Here is an 18,414-nt window from a genome sequence, read left to right as displayed (position 1 = left end):
CATCAGGTTTGGTGGCGATAGCGAAGAGGTCACACCCGTTCCCATACCGAACACGGAAGTTAAGCTCTTCAGCGCCGATGGTAGTTGGGGGTCTCCCCCTGTGAGAGTAGGACGCCGCCAAGCTTTTCTAAGGATCAGTTCCATACGGAATTGGTCTTTTTTGTGTTTTCTTCTAACAGCATCATGATATAAGCTGGGAACTTCTCTTCGGCAATCTCCATATAGCGTTCAATCATGACGTAATCATCACTAATGTATTGAGACAGCAGCTCGTACCACCATTCAGTTTCGTAGCGGGCAATCATACTGAGGTTATACATTAATAAGTAATGGCTGATGATCTCAGGAATCCCTAAAAATGAATCACGAGTTGACGGAATAAACCATTGATCCATTTCTAAATCATAATGAAGATGAGTAGCGAGCGCTGGATTTTCTTCTAGAGCTACATCAAACGTCAGCTTTTTGGCTTCTCTTTGCTTGAGTTTCCAACTTGTATGGAACTCAAAGTATTCAATAAAGCGTTCAGCAGACATGTTATAAAGCAATGGAATATGATCTTGAATCATCATCCCATTAACCTTTTCCACTTTAACTAATGTCGAGGGCTGCTTTTGAAACTCCAGAATATGACTCATTTCAGGTATCTTTGAAAGGAGATGAATCATCGTAAATCGCTCATCTTCAAGACCATTTAAATGAAATAGATGCTTTAACACATGCATGCATAGTCCATTTCGCTGAATTTTCACTTCATCTTCACTAAAGCGGTAATGCTGTTTCTTTCTCTTTCTCGATGTTACGCCATGGGCCAAAACAGAGGTTTGAGAAGGATAGTGAGGATCAACTGTCAGTAAACATGCCTTTAGCAACTGAGCCATTCCATAAAATAATAAAATGGGCTTCAGTTCGAGTGGAGCGATAGCTGCCTGTTCATAGAACGTATGGCCATGCTTTAAAAAGTAAATAAACCGTTCACAGTTTTTATAGGCTTGCTGGTTTGCATCTTGAATGCTCCGTTTCTCATATTGTTGATATAGAAACTTTTGGGAAGTTTCGAGTGAGTAAAAACGTTTTAAATCCTTCCATCCTGAACTTTTCATCTTCTTCCTCAACTCTCTTTATATTTTCTAAAAATTGCAACTGTTTGTTGCTTCCTTGACATGCTGTTTCCTAGTTGATAATCTACATATAATATTTTGCCGAAAAGAGGGGGATTTACTAATGTGGGAAAGTAAATTTTCAAAAGAAGGTTTGACGTTTGACGATGTTTTGCTTGTTCCAGCTAAGTCTGAAGTACTTCCGCGTGATGTCGATTTATCAGTTGAGTTAACAAGCACATTAAAACTAAACATTCCAATTATCAGTGCAGGAATGGACACGGTGACGGAATCACAAATGGCGATTGCAATGGCACGTCAAGGTGGTCTTGGTATCATTCATAAGAACATGTCTATTGAGCAACAAGCAGAACAAGTGGATAAAGTAAAACGTTCAGAGCGCGGCGTTATTACAAATCCATTCTTCTTAACACCTGAGCATCAAGTATTTGATGCAGAGCACCTAATGGGTAAATACCGTATTTCAGGTGTACCGATTGTAAATAACGAAGAAGATCAAAAGCTTGTTGGTATTATTACGAACCGTGACCTTCGTTTTATTTCGGATTATTCAATGAAGATTAGCGACGTGATGACAAAAGAGGAACTTGTGACAGCTTCTGTAGGTACGACGTTAGAAGAAGCTGAAAAAATCCTACAGCAATATAAAATTGAAAAATTACCTCTTTTAGATGACGAAGGAACGTTAAAAGGTCTCATCACCATCAAAGATATTGAAAAAGTGATCGAATTCCCTAACTCCTCTAAAGATGCACATGGCCGTTTAATTGTTGGTGCTGCTGTTGGTGTCACTGGCGATACAATGACTCGTGTGAGAAAATTAGTCGAAGCCAATGTGGATGTCGTTGTCATTGATACTGCACATGGTCATTCACAAGGTGTTCTTAACACTGTATCGAAAATCCGTGAAACGTATCCTTCTCTTAATATCATTGCTGGTAATGTTGCAACAGCCGAAGCAACTAAAGCATTATTTGAAGCAGGAGCAGATATTGTGAAAGTCGGTATCGGACCAGGGTCTATTTGTACAACACGTGTTGTTGCAGGTGTTGGTGTACCACAAATCACAGCAATCTATGACTGTGCAACAGAAGCAAGAAAACATGGTAAAGCTATTATTGCAGATGGTGGAATTAAATATTCAGGTGATATCGTAAAAGCTCTAGCATCTGGTGGACATGCTGTAATGCTTGGAAGCCTTCTAGCTGGTACATCTGAAAGCCCAGGAGACACAGAAATTTTCCAAGGTAGACGCTTCAAAGTTTATCGCGGTATGGGTTCAGTCGCTGCAATGGAAAAAGGAAGTAAAGATCGTTACTTCCAAGAAGATAATAAAAAATTCGTTCCAGAAGGTATTGAAGGCCGTACACCATACAAAGGACCAGTCGTTGATACAGTGTATCAACTCGTTGGCGGTATCCGTTCTGGTATGGGCTATTGTGGAACACAGGACTTACGCTCACTTAGAGAAGATGCACAGTTCATTCGCATGACTGGTGCAGGACTTCGTGAGAGTCATCCACATGATGTACAAATTACAAAAGAATCACCAAACTACACAATTTCTTGATAAATTGTGACAATCAAATTACATTTGACAGGGTCTATGACTCTGTCTATTTTTTTTGTCTTTATTGTGATAAAATTTATACTGTTGTGTTGAAATAAGCCCTTGTGGATTAAATATATATGAAATACGTCGAAAAAAGATGAATACGGAGGTATGACGATTGAACAGCAAGATGTTGAAACAGCTTATGGTCTCTATCCTTGCACTGGCATTGATTGTGACAGCATTTACACCAATGTCCAAAGCAAAAGCAGCTGAAGATCCATTCAATGTGAATGCGAAAGCAGCAATCCTAATTGAAGCTTCTACAGGTAAAATTCTTTATAGTAAAAACGCAGAACAAAGACTGCCTATTGCAAGTATGGCAAAAATGATGACAGAGTATCTATTACTAGAGGCGATTGCTGAAGGCAAAGTGAAATGGGATCAAACGTATACGCCAGATGATTATGTATACGAAATTTCTCAGGACCGCAGTTTATCAAACGTTCCTTTGAGAAAAGATGGCTCGTATACAGTGAAAGAACTTTATCAAGCAACGGCTATTTATTCGGCAAATGCAGCAGCGATTGGCTTAGCAGAAGTGATCGCTGGATCAGAATCGAAGTTCGTTGAAAAAATGAACGCAAAAGCGAAAGAACTTGGTTTAACTAACTACAAATTCGTGAATGCAACTGGACTAGAAAATAAAGATTTACATGGCAAACAGCCAAAAGGTACAGGTCCTGATGAAGAAAGTGAAGTATCTGCGAAAGATATGGCATTGCTTGCACAGCATCTCATCAAAGACCATCCAGAAATTCTTGAAACATCAAGTATCGCGAAAACAAAGTTCAGAGAAGGCACAGACGATGAAATGGACATGCCTAACTGGAACTTCATGCTTAAAGGACTTGTGAAGGAATATGAAGGTGTAGACGGTCTGAAAACAGGCTCTACGGATTCAGCTGGTTCTAGCTTCACAGGTACCGCTAAACAAGGTGACATGCGTGTCATTGCTGTGATCTTGAATGCAAAAGGTAATCTTCATACAGCACGTTTCGACGTGGCGAAAAAACTGTTCGACTATGCATTTAAAAACTTCACGATGAAAGAAATGTACAAAAAAGGTCAACAGATCAAAGGACATGAAAACATCGAAGTCGATAAAGGCAAAGACAAAGAAGTACCTGTCGTCACGAAAGAAGCTTTCTCTGTGCCAGTAAAAAATGGCGACGAAAAGAGCTTTAAAGCAAAAGTAAATATCGAGAAAAAGAAACTAGAAGCTCCTATTAAAAAAGGAACGAAGGTTGGCATGCTGACGACTTCTTATTCTGGTGATGAGAAGGACTACGGCTATTTGAATAAAGATCAATCAGGTGTTGAGCTTATAACGAAAACAGGCGATGAAAAAGCAAACTGGTTCATCCTTGCAATGCGTAGTGTGGGTGGATTCTTCGCTGGCATTTGGGGCGGAATCGTTGACACAGTAAAAGGTTGGTTCTAATAAAAAACTGCTCTCATGCATAGAGAGCAGTTTTTTTATCGTTAAAAGAAAAGCGATTGTTTTTGATTTTGAGGAGTGGACAAGGCTTGCTGAAAAATACCACATAACTTTTCCACGCCCTCGGTCAGTGCTTTTTCATTCACATAAGAAAAGCTGAGGCGGATATAGTTTTGCTTCGGCTCTCCAGGATAGCACACAGAGCCAGGCAGAAAGGTAATTTGCTGCTTACGTGCCTCATGCAGCAGTGCACGTGTATCGACCCAGGAAGGAAAGCTAAGCCATAAATTGAGCCCGCCCTGAGGAATTTGCCACGTCACATCTTTTGGTGCATGCTTCGTTAATACATCTATCATTAAATCACGTCTCACCTTCAAGGCGGTTCTCAGCTTTTTCGTATGATCAATCATCTTCTTCGAAGTCAGAAATGGCAGAATGGCTTTTTGTGTGAGAAGAGGGCTGCCTAAATCATTATTGGCCTTTGCTGCTAATAAACGATTAAATATCGAGCCTGAGGCGGTGATAATCCCAATTCTGCATCCTGGAGCCAGTGTTTTACTTAATCCTCGCAAATAAATGACGTGTCCATCATGATCAAGACTTTTGATAGGTGCTGGCGGCTTCTTTTCGAAATAAAGCTCACGATAAGGATCATCCTCTACAATGAGACAATCAATACTTTGAGCCAGTAAGAGAAGTTGTTTTCTGCGTTTCATTGACATACTGGCCCCTGTCGGACTGTGAAAAGTAGGAATCGTGTAGATGAGCTTTGGTTTATATTTATCACAAATGCTTTGAAGCTGCTTCATGTTCATGCCTTCATGATCAACAGGGACTGTAATAATTCTTGCCCCTCTGCCCATAAAGACATCAATGGCGCCTGGATAAGTCGGTGCTTCCATGACAACTACATCATCAGGACCGATAAACGCACGTGCGACCAAATCAAGCCCTTGCTGAGAACCACTAGTTACAAGGATATTTTCAGGAGTAGAAGGCACACCCAGCTTTTCTAAAAAAGACTGAATGACTTGCCTAAGCTGAAGATCCCCTTGAATTTCCCCATACTTCGACATGATTTGAGGATGTCTGGCTAGTACATGCTGCATTTCTTTTTCTAAATACCGGTTTGGCAAAAGCCCTGGATCAATCATAGAGGAAGAAAGGTTGATCGCTTCTTCGACATAGTGATACTGAGCAAATTGAGACCGTGGTAAATAATCCGGAATGGATAACTGCCAATCAAAAGAGGTAGATGACGGAACCGGAATATCTGACTGCTTTTGCAGCTCATCCACAAACGTCCCTTTACCTTGCACAGTCGTTAAATATCCGTCGTCCTTCAGCCGTGTGTATGCCTTTGCTGCCGTGACAAGACTCACATTCAGCTGCTTTGCTAAATCACGTACAGTTGGCAGCTTATCTCCCTGCTGAAGCAAACCCGATTGGATATGATCAATGATCGAAAAGTAAATCTGATTCGAAAGAGATGTATCAGAATGTCGATGGATATCAATATGCATGAGAAACCTCCATTGAGTGCAAAATTGTTATACATGAATTTGAATTGTTATAGTTGCATTATAGCATGTAAATCACACTTCAAAGAAAAAATGACTTATTTTTAGCCAGAAATCGTTTATATACAAGGGTTTAGGCTTTTTTGTCGGCTGATTGAATTGTTATACTATTCTCTTTATTGTTATACTGTCTCGCTTGTATGATAAAGAGGTAAATCAATCGAATTGACAAATGGGAGGAAACTATTGTGAGCAATAAGGGAACTGAACGAGTGAAACGTGGAATGGCAGAAATGCAAAAGGGTGGCGTCATTATGGATGTCGTCAATGCTGAACAGGCAAAGATCGCAGAAGAAGCAGGTGCGGTGGCAGTTATGGCACTAGAACGAGTACCAGCTGATATCCGTGCAGCCGGCGGTGTAGCCCGTATGGCAGACCCAAGAATCGTAGAGGAAGTACAAAATGCTGTAACGATTCCAGTCATGGCAAAAGCACGTATCGGCCACATCGTCGAGGCTCGTGTTCTTGAAGCACTTGGTGTTGATTATATCGATGAGAGTGAAGTGCTGACGCCCGCAGATGAGGAATTCCATTTAAATAAAAATGAATACACAGTACCTTTTGTCTGTGGTTGCCGTGACTTAGGTGAAGCAACCCGCCGTATCGCAGAAGGCGCTTCGATGCTTCGTACGAAAGGGGAACCTGGGACAGGCAACATTGTAGAAGCTGTCCGTCATATGAGAAAGGTCAATGCTCAGATTCGTAAAGTAGCAGCAATGAGTGAAGATGAACTGATGACAGAAGCCAAGAACCTAGGAGCACCTTATGAATTATTGCTTCAAATCAAAAAAGACGGCAAGCTCCCAGTTGTTAACTTTGCAGCTGGAGGCGTTGCGACACCAGCAGATGCTGCGTTAATGATGCAGCTTGGAGCAGACGGTGTATTTGTTGGATCTGGTATTTTTAAATCAGACAATCCGGCGAAATTTGCAAAAGCGATTGTTGAAGCAACGACTCACTTCACAGATTACCGTCTCATTGCAGAACTTTCAAAAGAGCTTGGAACAGCCATGAAAGGAATTGAAATCTCAAATCTACTGCCAGAAGAGCGTATGCAAGAGCGTGGCTGGTAATTAAGGGAGCGCAAATGAACATGCTAACAATTGGTGTACTAGGGCTTCAAGGAGCCGTGAGAGAGCATATTCAATCGATTGAAGCCTGCGATGCAGAAGGTAAGATCATTAAACGAGCAGAAGAGCTAGCATCCGTTGACGGTCTTATTATCCCTGGTGGAGAAAGCACGACGATGAGGAGACTCATGGATACGTACCAATTCATTGAACCGATTAAAGCGTTCGCTGCAGAAGGGAAACCGATTTTCGGGACATGTGCCGGTTTGATTATGCTGGCAAAACATATTGAAGATCGAGAAGATGCCCATCTTGGATTGTTAAATGTATCTGTTGCACGGAATTCATTTGGCAGACAGGTAGACAGCTTTGAAGCAGATCTAGAAGTAAAAGGGCTGGATGCGCCGTTTACAGGGGTGTTCATCCGTGCGCCTCATATCATCAGCGCAGATGTGAGCGTAGAAATCATGGCTGAATATGATGGCAGGATTGTGATGGCGAAAGAAAACAATATCTTAGGCTGTTCTTTTCATCCAGAGCTGACAGACGATCACCGGTTAACACAGCTGTTTGTTGAAATGGTGAAGTCTTACAAAACGAAGCTCGCTGTATAAAACGGTTGAAAAGAGATAAAACTTATAGTACATTAAAATCACAATCAAAGATCGAAAAAGCGTTGACGGGAAATAGTAAGAAGCCCCTCTTTCTCAGAGAGCCGATGGTTGGTGCGAATCGGTGAAAGATGCAGTCTGAATCCATCCTTGAGCGAAATGCTGAAACACGAGAAGTAAGCATTTACGGTGATACCGTTACAGAGGAAAGAGGAAAGCATGCTTCTGCATGTTTTCAATCAGGGTGGCAACGCGAGAGCTCTCGTCCCTTTCATGGGATGAGGGCTCTTTTTATTTTTCGATAAAAAAAGGAGTGTTACACATGCTGGATATTAAACAACTGCGCACGGACTTTGATCAAATCAAAGAAAAATTAGCACACCGAGGCGAAGATTTAGCGGATTTTGATAAGTTTGGTGAACTGGATCAAAAAAGAAGAGAACTAATCGGGAAAACAGAAGAATTAAAGAGCCGAAGAAATGAAGTATCACAGCAAGTGGCCGTTCTAAAAAGAGAAAAGAAAGATGCCGATCACATTATTCAAGAAATGCGTGAGGTAGGAGATGAGATTAAAAAGCTGGATGATGAGCTAAGAACAGTAGAAGAAAGCTTGCAGCACATCCTCTTCTCTATTCCGAATATCCCTCATGACACTGTACCGGTTGGGGAAACAGAAGATGACAACGTGGAAGTGAGAAAATGGGGCGAACAGCCGGCCTTCTCATTTGAGCCAAAACCACATTGGGATGTAGCGGATGAGCTAAACATTCTTGATTTTGAACGCGCAGGAAAAGTCACAGGAAGCCGATTCGTTTTTTATAAAGGGCTTGGCGCACGCTTAGAGCGCGCACTATATAACTTTATGCTCGATCTACATGTCGATGAGTTTGGTTTTACTGAAGTGCTCCCACCTTACATGGTCAATAGAGCTAGCATGACAGGGACTGGGCAGCTTCCAAAATTCGAAGAGGATGCCTTTAAAATCCGAGAAGAAGATTATTTCCTCATTCCAACAGCTGAAGTGCCGATTACCAACATGCACCGTGACGAAATCCTTGAAGGGGAACAGTTGCCAATCAATTATGCAGCATTCAGTGCTTGCTTTAGATCAGAGGCTGGATCTGCCGGAAGAGATACACGCGGACTCATCCGTCAGCACCAATTTAATAAGGTAGAGCTTGTGAAATTTGTTAGACCTGAAGATTCTTATGAAGAATTAGAGAAACTAACAAATCAAGCAGAAAAAGTCCTACAGCTATTAAACCTGCCATACCGTGTCATGAGCATGTGTACGGGAGATTTAGGCTTCACGGCTGCGAAGAAATACGACATCGAAGTATGGATTCCGAGCCAAGATACGTATCGTGAAATTTCTTCTTGCAGTAACTTCGAAGCATTCCAAGCAAGACGCGCAAACATTCGATTCCGTCCAGAGCCTAAAGCGAAGCCAGAGCATGTCCACACGTTAAATGGATCTGGTTTAGCAGTAGGAAGAACCGTGGCGGCCATTTTAGAAAACTATCAACAAGAGGACGGCACAGTAATTATTCCTGAAGTACTGCGTCCTTATATGGGAAATAAAGAAGTGATGAAATAAGATGCCGCTATGGCATCTTATTTCTTTTTACCAAAAGTCCTACAGTTTTCCTAAATTTAGCCGATAAAAAAATAAAAGCTTCTAGGAAAGAAGGAATAACCTTGAATAGGCTTGACTATTATGTTGAAATGGCTCAATTAATTAGAAAAGTTCTAGATGAAAGTATTCTTTTCGGCATCACTGATACAGAGAAGGTGCTTTGTTACTACCCGTCTAACACAATAGATTTTGGCGTGAAAGTTGGGGACCCATTGAACCCAGAAGACCAAAACGTGGCGACGACATTAAGAGGACAAGAATATGATGGTCATTTACCAGAGTCTTTATATGGTTATGAAATTGCTGTAAAAGGTTACCCGATTTTTGATGAAGATAGAAAAGTAATTGGATCTTTTTTAGTGGCATTTTCACATCATCGTGAAAAGAAATTAAGCGGTTATATGGAGCATATCAATGATGTAGCGAAAGAACTCCAAGGTGGAATCGAGCAAATTGCTGCGCATTCACAAGAGCTGGCTGCCACAAGTTTAGAAATAAGCGAACAGGCAGGAAGAGCGGAAGAGAAATCTGCAAATATTGAAGAAGTCGTCAAAACCATTGGCGGGATCGCTAGACAAACAAACTTGCTAGGTCTAAATGCTGCAATTGAAGCAGCAAGAGCAGGCGAGAATGGAAAAGGGTTTGCTGTCGTAGCTGATGAAGTTCGTAAATTATCAGATGGCTCAAAGGAAGCGGCTGAAACCATTAATACCTTCTTAAAGGAAATCCAAGACAGTATTAGCACTTTGTCTGAAAACATCTCACAAATCAGCAGCTCAACAAATGAACAAGCCAAACAAGTGACAGACTTTACGAAAATTATTGAATCATTAAATGAGTTTAAAGAAGAGATGAATCAGTTTATTGAAGAGATTAGACAGGATACAAAATAGATCAAGAGCAGCCGTTAATGGCTGCTTTTTTATGGGCAGATTCTCATACCAAAACAACTTATTGAAATTTTTTTCGAAAAGATGTTGACTTGAATTAAAATGATATGGTATATTAATTCTTGTCGATACGGAGGAATACCCAAGTCCGGCTGAAGGGATCGGTCTTGAAAACCGACAGGGGTGTCAAAGCCCGCGGGGGTTCGAATCCCTCTTCCTCCGCCATATTGATTTTTTACCTTAGTTGAATTAAAACGCAAGCATAAAAATTGGAATTGTCAAACCGCTGCATTCGCGAAATGCAGCGGTTTTTTTTATTTTGTTTTAGAGCGATTTTTTTGTATAACAGAAGCAATTTCATGAAGAATGGGTTCAAGTGAGCTTTCATCATGAAGTAAGTCGTAATCTTCAATGTTAATTTTAATCACTGGGCATAAATCGAATTGTTCGATCCATTCCGTATATCGAGTGTACATTTCTTCCCAATAGGCTCGATCAGTTTGAGTTTCCATCTCTCTGCCGCGTTCTTCAATACGATTCAAAATATGATCTAAATCCCCGTGTAAATAGATGAGTACATCAGGGTGAGGGAAGTAAGGTGTCATCACCATCGCCTCGAATAGACTCGTATACGTTTCATAATCTACTTCAGACATCGTACCTTTGTCCGCATGCATTTTCGCGAAAATGCCTGTGTCCTCATAAATTGAACGATCTTGCACATATCCTCCACCAGATTCAAAAATCCGCTTTTGTTCCTTAAAACGCTCGGCTAGGAAATAGACCTGTAAATGGAAGCTCCATCTTTGGAAATCTGAATAAAAGGGCTCTAAGTATGGGTTGTCATCTACTTTTTCAAGAGAGGTTTGAAAGCCTAGCTTGTCCGCTATCGTTTTAGTCATAGTGGATTTTCCAACACCAACAGTCCCGGCGATTGTGATCACTGCATCCTTTGGTATTTCGATATTGTTCATAGTACTTGCTCCTTTATGTTCTGTACAATTTGCTGGTAATCTTGCTGTGAGGAAACGAAGTCTGTATGATCTCCTTCAATTGTAATGATAGGAAGCCCTGGGTCAGTCTGTTTTAAATGTTCAATAGCCAGCTCATAATCTTCAATGAGTGTTTTTAAATAAGCTGGGTCGATGTCTTCTTCAAAAGAGCGTCCCCTCATCTGTATTCTTTCAAGTAAGGTAGGAAGGCTGGCTTTTATATAGATGATAGCATTTGGTTTAGGAAGGTCATCTGTTAGCAAGTGATAGATCTTTCTGTATTTGTCCATGTGCTTTTTTGATAATGTTCTTTCTGCAAATATCATATTTTTATACACATGATAATCAGTGACAATCGGCTGCTGTTGACTCACATAGTTTTCTTCAATAGATTCTAACTGTTTGACCCGATTGCATAAAAAGAACATCTCAAGCTGAAAGCTCCATTGTTCCATATCTTCATAAAATTTATCTAAGAATGGATTTTCTTCTACAATCTCTTTTACTAAAGGAAATTGAAATTCCTTCGCAAGCATTGTAGCCAAAGTTGTTTTTCCGGCTCCAATTGGGCCTTCCACTGCAATAAAAGGGGCAGGATACATAGGCGTTCTCCTCTATCTATAAAGTTGTCAAACCAATGTATATTGTACCATACCCCTTCCGAGAGATAGAGCGAATGGGTTACGATGTCGTTCTTTTTTCAATATTAAATTGATCTGATAATAAGAGCCAATTTTGTGGGAAGGATAGACCTAATTTCCAATAAGCAATTCCGTTCAAGTTTAACTCTTTGATGAGATTGAACTTTGCTTGAATCGATCTAGCGTCTTCGAACCATACCTCATGCTCTTTATTAGTGGCATCTGTGTAACGAAAATAAGGTGCTTGTGCTGTTTCGTCGTATAGAATGGAGGCATTATTCTCTCTGGCAATTGCAATCGCTTGTTGAGGACTGACGGCTTTAGCAATGGGGCCGCCCTGGACGTAAGGAAGCGTCCAATCATAGCCATATAAATTCTGCCCCATAACAATTTTATTGGCCGGCATGACGGTCAGTGCATATTCAATGACTTGGCGGACAGGTCCAATGGGAGAGACAGCTTGTGCAGGGCCGCCGCTGTATCCCCATTCATAGGTCATTAACACAACATGATCGACGATCTTCCCGATGGCTTCATAGTCATGAGCTTCATACCATTTTCCCTTTTGCTGACTACTTGTTTTAGGGGCAAGTGCAACAGATATTGTCCATCCTTCTTGATGGAAGCGGGTTGTTGCCTCTCTTAAAAATTGAATGTAAGCATCTTTATCAGCGGGACGTAAATATTCAAAATCAAAATGGATTTCTTTTAATTGATACTTTTTAGCAACACGAACGATTTCATTTAAAAATGTGGCTTTGACAGATTGGTTATTCAAAAGAATTCGCCCAAGTTCATCACTGAATTTATCATTCTCTAGGTTTGTCACCACCATGGATAAAACGGTTCTGCTCTGAGCGGTTATTTGAGGTAGCTGATCTAACGGTGGTTCTTTCAGTGTTCCGTCTCTTTGCGCTTGGAAACTAAAGGCGCCTAAATGGGTTAAATATGGAGAGGCCTCTCTAGCTGCTTGTTTTAAGTTTTCACTGACTTGATTTCCCCTTGGTTCAATGTAAGCATTCGAATTAATGTTCCTTTTCGGTCTTTGAGGAATATAGAGCAAGAAGCGAATAGGTAGTATCGCTTCAGGCCGAATTCTATTCACACGTGCCAATTCCTCCACTGAAATTCGAAATCGTCTTCCAATTTGATAAAGTGTGTCATTTTGTTTGACCTCATAAAATTGTCCTCTAATTGGAATGACAATTGTTTGTCCAATGACGAGTTGATTTGGTGTTTCAATATCGTTGGTACGGATGATTTCATTGACTGTTGTTTTAAAGCGCATGGCAATTTCGTTTAAAGTATCTCCTCTTTTGACAACATAAATTTGAATAGTCAACGCCCCCTTTGTTATTGCTAACAATTTATGAGGGTTATGGATAAATCATGTTTGATTTTCATTCGTGATCTCTTTAGCAGTGGTGATTTTTGCTAGTAGAACGTTCTCCATCATCGTTAAAGCATATTCGTTGTCTCTGTCGTCATTTGATGCGATACAATCTTTAGGTACAATTAAGTTGTATTCTCGCATGTATGCGTCATTTGCAGTGAACAGAACGCAAATGTTTCCTGCAATTCCAGTCAAAATGATGTCTTGTACACCTAATTCATTTAAGAGTGTTTCTAGTGCAGTTCCGTAGAAGGCCGAATGCTTCGGTTTAATTAAGAAGTAATCATCTTTAGATGGTGCCATTTTCTCTAAAATAGGGGCGCTTCTTTCGTTTTTGCATGTTTCCATCACAGCTTGAATATCAGCCTTCCAGAGACCGTAGTGGTCGTTGATATAGATGATTGGCCAATTTTCCTTGAAAGCATGATCTTTAAGAGCTAAAATCTTATTGGTCATTTGCTCTGTTTTATCAGCGAGCACATGTCCCATTTCAAAATCAAAATTATTAATCATGTCGATAATAAGCAGTGCCTTTTGGTGCTTTGACAAAGTAAGACCCCCTTAAAAGATTGTGCTAATATGTTAACCTCAATATCCTTTTAAAAAACATGAAAAGAGAGCCGTGCTATGACGAGAGATGAACAGTTTATGCAAGAAGCTATTTCTGAAGCCTTAAAAGCAGAACAAATAGGAGAAGTACCAATCGGTGCCATCATCGTTGTTGATGACCAAATTGTGAGCCGCGCTCATAATTTAAGGGAAACAGAGCAGCGTTCAATTGCACATGCAGAATTACTTGCTATTGATGAAGCGTGTAAAACGACTGGAAGCTGGCGTTTAGAAGATGCTGTACTTTATGTGACGCTTGAACCGTGTCCTATGTGTGCGGGAGCGATTGTCCTTTCTAGAGTGAAAAAGGTCGTTTTCGGTGCATACGATCCAAAAGGTGGATGTGCAGGTACTTTAATGAATTTACTGGATGATGAACGGTTCAATCATCAGTCTGAAGTCATTGGTGGTGTACTTGAAAATGAGTGCGGTGAGCTGTTAAGTCAGTTCTTCCGAAATCTCCGCCAGCGAAAGAAACAAGCCAAAAGTAAATGAATGGATGTCGTTTGCAATTTCAGCTATAAGAAGGTATACTTATGTCTGCGTCACTAACAATTTAATATTCATTTTGCCGTGCTAAGCGGGGAGGTAGCGGTGCCCTGTACTCGCAATCCGCTCTAGCGAGGCCGAATCCCTTCTCAAGGTTCGTTTACTTCAAGGTCTGCCTTAAATAAGTGGTGTTGACGTCTGGGTCCTGCGCAATGGGAATTCATGAACCATGTCAGGTCCGGAAGGAAGCAGCATTAAGTGAAACCTCTCATGTGCCGCAGGGTTGCCTGGGCCGAGCTAACTGTTTAAGTAACGCTTGGGGTAGCGAATCGACAGAAGGTGCACGGTAAATCAATATTAAATGTAACTCACCTAGTTAATCTAGGTGAGTTTTTTGTTGCTGTTTAAAGAATAGCTCAGCTGCTTTGTTTATACAAATAGGCAAAAAACCTTTTTAGAGTCTTTTTGTTTTTCCATTAATCACAATAGGAACAAAAGTTCTCCATGGTGTTGCAGAACAATTCGAAAATCTAGAAAACACGTTTTTGATTCATAGAAAGTAGAAAATCTATAGTTGAAATCATCATTTTCGTTTATTAGAAAATAAAGGTGTGCTTTTGAATTGATCGGTGCATCATGTATAATAAAAAAGATGATAAATGGAGGAGGGCGTATTTGTGAGTTATCAAGCTTTGTATCGAGTGTTCAGACCTCAAGTTTTTGAGAATGTTGTTGGACAAGAACACATCACAAAAACGTTGCAAAATGCCCTTTTGCAGAAGAAGTTTTCTCATGCTTACTTATTTTCAGGTCCTAGAGGAACAGGTAAAACAAGTGCTGCCAAGATCTTTGCGAAGGCAGTGAACTGTGAAAAGTCACCTGTGAGTGAACCTTGTAATGAATGTGATGCCTGTAAAGGGATTACAAACGGCTCGATTTCAGACGTGATTGAAATAGATGCTGCCTCAAACAACGGGGTAGATGAAATCCGTGATATACGTGATAAAGTGAAATTTGCTCCTTCGGCGGTTACATATAAGGTTTATATTATAGATGAAGTACATATGCTCTCTATCGGGGCATTTAATGCCCTCCTTAAAACGTTAGAGGAGCCGCCTGCTCATTGTATCTTTATTTTGGCTACCACAGAGCCTCATAAGATTCCTCTTACCATCATATCCCGTTGTCAGAGATTTGATTTTAAACGAATCACGACAAAAGATATTGTTGGAAGAATGAAGAAAATTGTAGATGCAGAAAGCCTAAATGTACAAGAGGGCTCGCTCGAGATTATCGCTAGTGCAGCTGATGGCGGTATGCGTGATGCACTAAGCCTCTTAGATCAAGCGATCTCATTTAGTGGTGAGCAGCTGACAATTGATGATGCGCTGCTCATTACAGGAGCTGTTTCTCAGCATTTCATTAGTCAGCTAGCCGAAGCAATTTTTGATCAAAATATTGCTGTAGCGTTAGATACCTTAAATGAATTACTTCAGCAGGGAAAAGATGCTGCTAAATTAATAGAGGACATGATCTTTTACTTTAGAGATATGCTGCTTTATAAAACGGCACCAGATCTGGAGGGGGTCCTTGAAAAGGTAAAGGTCGATGAAAATTTCGTGACGCTTTCGGATCGTGTGACACCTCAATTTCTATATGAAACAATTGAAGTGCTGAATAAAAGTCACCAAGAAATGAAATGGACGAATCATCCAAGAATTTTCTTTGAGGTAGCTGTTGTCAAGCTATGTCAGTCAACGGTTGGAATACCACAAGCTCATGCTAACGCTGATTTAACGGCGCTAACGGATAAAATAGACAGGTTGGAACAGGAGCTATCTAGGATAAGAGCTGAGGGTGTGCCAATGTCTCATTCTCATCATCCTCAAGAAAAAAAGGAAGCACCTCGACCACAAACGAGTAACAAAAATGGATACCGTGCACCTGTCGGCCGAATTCACGAGATTCTAAAAGAAGCAAAACGTCCAGAGCTAGAAAAAATTAAAGGTAAATGGGGAGAACTCCTTGCCCACTTGAAACAGCAGAATAAGGTGTCTCATGCTGCGCTATTAACGGATAGTGAACCAGTTGCTGCTGCTTCTCATGCCTTTGTTTTAAAATTCAAGTTTGAAATACACTGTAAAATGGTTGCCGAAGATAAAAGCGGTGTTCGAACCAACCTTGAGCAGCTATTAGAGTCTATGTTAGGAAAAAGAGTGGAATTAGTTGGCGTTCCTGACGCTCAATGGGGTAAAATAAGAGAAGAATTTTTAAGAGATCATCAGCCGGATGAACAGGCAGATGGTCAGGGGACTTCTGCTGAAGAGGATCCATTGATTGCAGAAGCAAAGAAGTTAGTAGGAAACGATTTAATTGAAATTAAAGATTAATAAAAATGAAAGAGAGTGGTGTTCATATGCGCGGTGGAATGGGAAATATGCAAAAAATGATGAAACAAATGCAAAAAATGCAAAAGGATATGGCTAAGGCTCAAGAAGAGCTTGCAGAAAAAGTCCTTGAAGGTACAGCGGGTGGCGGTATGGTCACTGTAAAAGTAAATGGACAAAAAGAAGTTGTTGATGTAGCAATCAATGAAGAAGTTGTTGATCCAGAAGATATCGATATGCTTCAAGATCTTGTACTTGCAGCAACAAACGACGCATTGAAAAAAGTCGATGAGTTAACGAATGAAACAATGGGTCAATTCACAAAAGGAATGAACATGCCAGGTTTATTCTAGGAGGAATAACTGAAGATGCAATATCCTGAACCAATATCAAAGCTGATTGACAGCTTTATGAAATTGCCAGGAATCGGACCGAAAACTGCGGTTCGTCTGGCTTTTTTTGTTCTTAGTATGCAGGAAGATGTCGTACTAGATTTCGCGAAGGCGCTTGTTAATGCAAAGCGTAATTTAACTTATTGTTCGGTATGCGGCCATATCACAGACCAAGATCCTTGCTATATTTGTGAAGATACAAGAAGAGATCAATCTGTTATCTGTGTAGTGCAAGACCCAAAAGATGTGATCGCAATGGAAAAGATGAAAGAATACAACGGCTTATACCATGTGCTTCATGGTGCCATTTCACCGATGGACGGAATTGGCCCAGAGGATATTAAAATTCCTGACCTGTTAAAAAGATTGCAAGACGATCAAGTGACAGAGGTGATCCTTGCAACCAATCCAAACATTGAAGGAGAGGCTACAGCCATGTATATCTCTAGACTGTTGAAACCATCAGGAATTAAACTCTCTCGCATTGCTCACGGACTTCCAGTAGGTGGAGACTTAGAGTATGCGGATGAAGTCACACTGTCTAAAGCTCTAGAAGGCAGACGTGAGATGTAGGAAGGAGAAGTACGGTACATGGGTTTTCTTCGCAGAAAATCAATTCGAAAAGAATTCGATGAGAAATTAATTCAACAGCTTTTTAAGCAAAAGGAAGAATGGAACAGACAAAAAAAGCTTGTCGCAAATAGCGTTGAGCCTTCACCGGACATTCTATTCGAATTAAAGCTTGCTCAAGCGAAGTACTTTTTCTATCTAAGAGAAGCGAAAAAGAGGAATTTACGTTTAAACAACTGGAGATAGCAGGTCTATTTTACATAGTCCTCTCATATGCTTGTACTATTCATATGAAGAGGAGATGAGAGGATTATGGAACCTGTTATTGTAATCGGGTCAATTTTGATAGCTGTACTATTGTTGTTTATGTCAGGTGTTCAAGCGAACCCCTTCAAATGGTTAGGGCTGATCGGAGTAAAGTTTGTGGCAGGTGCTCTTTTTTTATTTTGCCTCAATCTATTTGGAGAGAGTCTAGGATTACATGTCTCTATTAACCCTGTAACGAGTGGAATCAGTGGTTTATTGGGCATCCCAGGCGTAGCAGCCTTAGTCGTAATTGAAAAATTTATTATTTAATGAGAAATATTGTTGACTTTGATCCTGTATGGTGGTAAATTAATATACGTCGCTGATGACGAAGAAACGAAAAAACATTATAACAAAAAAGTTGTTGACATTAACAATTTAAATATGGTATGATGTTCTAGTCGCTTCTGAAGCGGTAAACAAGTTCTTTGAAAACTAAACAAGACAAAACGTACCTGTTAATTCGAGTTTTTATAAAAAAATCCTATGATACATCATAGGTAGTCAGTCAAACTGGCGAAAAACAAAACTTCGGTTTTGTACTTTTTCGGAGAGTTTGATCCTGGCTCAGGACGAACGCTGGCGGCGTGCCTAATACATGCAAGTCGAGCGGACAGAAGGGAGCTTGCTCCCGGATGTTAGCGGCGGACGGGTGAGTAACACGTGGGTAACCT

17 protein-coding genes, 1 tRNA gene, 2 rRNA genes, 1 other RNA gene, 1 pseudogene and 1 other annotated feature are annotated in these 18,414 nt (G+C 40.5%); of the genes and pseudogenes, 16 read left to right on the top strand and 6 right to left on the bottom strand.

The window, feature by feature from the left end; genetic code table 11:
* Window positions 1–7: 7 nt before the first annotated feature.
* A 5S ribosomal RNA gene (gene rrf, locus C6Y06_RS19830) occupies window positions 8–123 on the top strand.
* A gap of 11 nt (window positions 124–134) precedes the next feature.
* On the opposite strand, the gene C6Y06_RS19825 is transcribed toward rrf, so the two are convergent.
* Window positions 135–1,103, bottom strand: coding sequence for a YaaC family protein (locus C6Y06_RS19825; protein WP_106037560.1), 969 nt, complete (start codon window positions 1,101–1,103; stop codon window positions 135–137).
* A gap of 121 nt (window positions 1,104–1,224) precedes the next feature.
* Here C6Y06_RS19825 and guaB point away from each other — a divergent pair, with 121 nt between their 5' ends.
* Window positions 1,225–2,691 (top strand): IMP dehydrogenase, encoded by a 1,467-nt coding sequence (guaB, locus tag C6Y06_RS19820; RefSeq protein ID WP_034666116.1) that lies wholly within the window; start codon window positions 1,225–1,227, stop codon window positions 2,689–2,691.
* Between the two features lie 160 nt (window positions 2,692–2,851).
* Window positions 2,852–4,177 carry a D-alanyl-D-alanine carboxypeptidase family protein gene (locus C6Y06_RS19815; protein ID WP_034666113.1) on the top strand — a complete coding sequence of 442 codons (1,326 nt, stop codon included), beginning with the start codon at window positions 2,852–2,854 and terminating at the stop codon, window positions 4,175–4,177.
* Between the two features lie 41 nt (window positions 4,178–4,218).
* Here the strand turns inward: C6Y06_RS19815 and pdxR are convergent, their stop codons facing one another.
* Window positions 4,219–5,697, bottom strand: coding sequence for a MocR-like pyridoxine biosynthesis transcription factor PdxR (pdxR, locus tag C6Y06_RS19810; RefSeq protein WP_034666110.1), 1,479 nt, complete (start codon window positions 5,695–5,697; stop codon window positions 4,219–4,221).
* 245 nt (window positions 5,698–5,942) lie between these two features.
* Here pdxR and pdxS point away from each other — a divergent pair, with 245 nt between their 5' ends.
* From pdxS to C6Y06_RS19785, 5 genes and pseudogenes are all read left to right on the top strand, one after another.
* Window positions 5,943–6,827, top strand: a complete 885-nt coding sequence (pdxS, locus tag C6Y06_RS19805) for a pyridoxal 5'-phosphate synthase lyase subunit PdxS (RefSeq protein WP_034666107.1) — start codon at window positions 5,943–5,945, stop codon at window positions 6,825–6,827.
* Window positions 6,828–6,847: 20 nt separating this feature from the next.
* Complete coding sequence (pdxT, locus tag C6Y06_RS19800; RefSeq protein ID WP_034666104.1) at window positions 6,848–7,438, top strand: pyridoxal 5'-phosphate synthase glutaminase subunit PdxT; 591 nt, start codon at window positions 6,848–6,850, stop codon at window positions 7,436–7,438.
* A 53-nt stretch (window positions 7,439–7,491) separates the two neighbouring features.
* Window positions 7,492–7,708, top strand: a binding site (T-box leader).
* Window positions 7,709–7,757: 49 nt separating this feature from the next.
* Entirely contained in the window at window positions 7,758–9,032 is a 1,275-nt protein-coding gene (serS, locus tag C6Y06_RS19795) for a serine--tRNA ligase (RefSeq protein ID WP_060595637.1), read from the top strand.
* 596 nt (window positions 9,033–9,628) lie between these two features.
* Window positions 9,629–9,964, top strand: a pseudogene (locus tag C6Y06_RS20665) (methyl-accepting chemotaxis protein); the annotation flags it as partial.
* A 129-nt stretch (window positions 9,965–10,093) separates the two neighbouring features.
* A tRNA-Ser gene (locus tag C6Y06_RS19785) sits at window positions 10,094–10,186 on the top strand.
* Between the two features lie 89 nt (window positions 10,187–10,275).
* Here the strand turns inward: C6Y06_RS19785 and C6Y06_RS19780 are convergent.
* The 4 genes from C6Y06_RS19780 to C6Y06_RS19765 form a co-directional block, all read right to left on the bottom strand.
* Entirely contained in the window at window positions 10,276–10,935 is a 660-nt protein-coding gene (locus C6Y06_RS19780) for a deoxynucleoside kinase (RefSeq protein WP_060595639.1), read from the bottom strand.
* Window positions 10,932–11,555 carry a deoxynucleoside kinase gene (locus C6Y06_RS19775; protein ID WP_034666096.1) on the bottom strand — a complete coding sequence of 208 codons (624 nt, stop codon included), beginning with the start codon at window positions 11,553–11,555 and terminating at the stop codon, window positions 10,932–10,934. The genes C6Y06_RS19780 and C6Y06_RS19775 overlap by 4 nt, the downstream gene beginning before the upstream one ends.
* A gap of 79 nt (window positions 11,556–11,634) precedes the next feature.
* Entirely contained in the window at window positions 11,635–12,882 is a 1,248-nt protein-coding gene (locus C6Y06_RS19770) for a glycosyl hydrolase family 18 protein (protein WP_411265991.1), read from the bottom strand.
* A gap of 99 nt (window positions 12,883–12,981) precedes the next feature.
* Complete coding sequence (locus tag C6Y06_RS19765) at window positions 12,982–13,536, bottom strand: cysteine hydrolase family protein (protein WP_065097772.1); 555 nt, start codon at window positions 13,534–13,536, stop codon at window positions 12,982–12,984.
* A gap of 78 nt (window positions 13,537–13,614) precedes the next feature.
* Between C6Y06_RS19765 and tadA the strand changes: the two genes are divergently transcribed.
* From tadA to C6Y06_RS19725, 8 genes are all read left to right on the top strand, one after another.
* The gene (gene tadA / locus C6Y06_RS19760; protein ID WP_003218102.1) at window positions 13,615–14,091 is read left to right on the top strand and encodes a tRNA adenosine(34) deaminase TadA; all 477 of its coding nucleotides are present in this window, start codon (window positions 13,615–13,617) and stop codon (window positions 14,089–14,091) included.
* Between the two features lie 76 nt (window positions 14,092–14,167).
* An RNA gene (gene ffs / locus C6Y06_RS19755) (signal recognition particle sRNA large type) lies at window positions 14,168–14,432 on the top strand.
* 330 nt (window positions 14,433–14,762) lie between these two features.
* Window positions 14,763–16,475, top strand: a complete 1,713-nt coding sequence (dnaX, locus tag C6Y06_RS19750; RefSeq protein WP_106037558.1) for a DNA polymerase III subunit gamma/tau — start codon at window positions 14,763–14,765, stop codon at window positions 16,473–16,475.
* 26 nt (window positions 16,476–16,501) lie between these two features.
* Entirely contained in the window at window positions 16,502–16,825 is a 324-nt protein-coding gene (locus tag C6Y06_RS19745) for a YbaB/EbfC family nucleoid-associated protein (RefSeq protein ID WP_008342011.1), read from the top strand.
* Window positions 16,826–16,840: 15 nt separating this feature from the next.
* The gene (gene recR / locus C6Y06_RS19740; protein ID WP_003218094.1) at window positions 16,841–17,437 is read left to right on the top strand and encodes a recombination protein RecR; all 597 of its coding nucleotides are present in this window, start codon (window positions 16,841–16,843) and stop codon (window positions 17,435–17,437) included.
* An 18-nt stretch (window positions 17,438–17,455) separates the two neighbouring features.
* On the top strand, window positions 17,456–17,680 hold the full coding sequence (locus C6Y06_RS19735; RefSeq protein ID WP_003218088.1) for a YaaL family protein: 225 nt from the start codon (window positions 17,456–17,458) through the stop codon (window positions 17,678–17,680).
* A 66-nt stretch (window positions 17,681–17,746) separates the two neighbouring features.
* Window positions 17,747–18,010 carry a pro-sigmaK processing inhibitor BofA family protein gene (locus C6Y06_RS19730; RefSeq protein WP_106031977.1) on the top strand — a complete coding sequence of 88 codons (264 nt, stop codon included), beginning with the start codon at window positions 17,747–17,749 and terminating at the stop codon, window positions 18,008–18,010.
* A gap of 274 nt (window positions 18,011–18,284) precedes the next feature.
* A 16S ribosomal RNA gene (locus tag C6Y06_RS19725) occupies window positions 18,285–18,414 on the top strand; the annotation flags it as partial.

It is taken from the genome of Bacillus sp. MZGC1 (genome assembly GCF_002998605.1).
GTDB lineage: Bacteria > Bacillota > Bacilli > Bacillales > Bacillaceae > Bacillus.
Note: the sequence above shows the minus strand (reverse complement) of the source record. Positions and strands in the feature narration are given on the sequence as shown.